Annotated in this window: 1 protein-coding gene; it reads left to right on the top strand. The window is 45.5% G+C overall.

Annotated elements, in window-relative coordinates; all coding sequences use genetic code 11:
• Positions 1-34: 34 nt before the first annotated feature.
• Positions 35-519: IS110 family transposase (locus CRP01_RS41775; RefSeq protein ID WP_170110773.1), on the top strand; the 485-nt coding region annotated here is incomplete at its 3' end.

Raw genomic sequence — 519 nt, forward strand, 5'->3', positions numbered from 1 at the left:
CTGTAGTTATGATCCGACTCAAATGCATTCTAGCTTGTACAAGCGCTTTGAGAATCGTCCAAAAGGTTTTGAAAGCTTTGCCAAATGGTTGGACAGCCAACAGCAGTCTAAGGATACCTATTATGTTTGCATTGAACATTCGGGTATGTACAGTTTGAGACTGGCTCGTTTTTTACAATCGCGCCAGGTGGCCTTTGTGCTGGAGAGCGCCCTGCGTATCAAGCGATCCATTGGTTTACAGCGTACTAAAACCGATCAAGCGGATGCCTTAGCTATTGCTCAGTATGCTGCTCGTTTTTACAAGCAGCATAAAACCAGGTCTTTACCTGTAGCCATCTTGATTCACCTTCAAGCTCTGCTCAGCCTGCGTAGTCGACTGGTTCGCTATCGGCATGGCTTAACAATATCGGCTAATGAACTTTCCAATTCTGTTGAGGATGAGTTCACCGATGTGATCCAAAACCATACTAGGCCGGTTTGTGAGCAGATCAATGTAGAGCTACGAAAGGTCGATCGAAT

It is taken from the genome of Flavilitoribacter nigricans DSM 23189 = NBRC 102662, assembly GCF_002646595.1.
GTDB classification, from domain to species: Bacteria; Bacteroidota; Bacteroidia; order Chitinophagales; family Saprospiraceae; genus Flavilitoribacter; species Flavilitoribacter nigricans.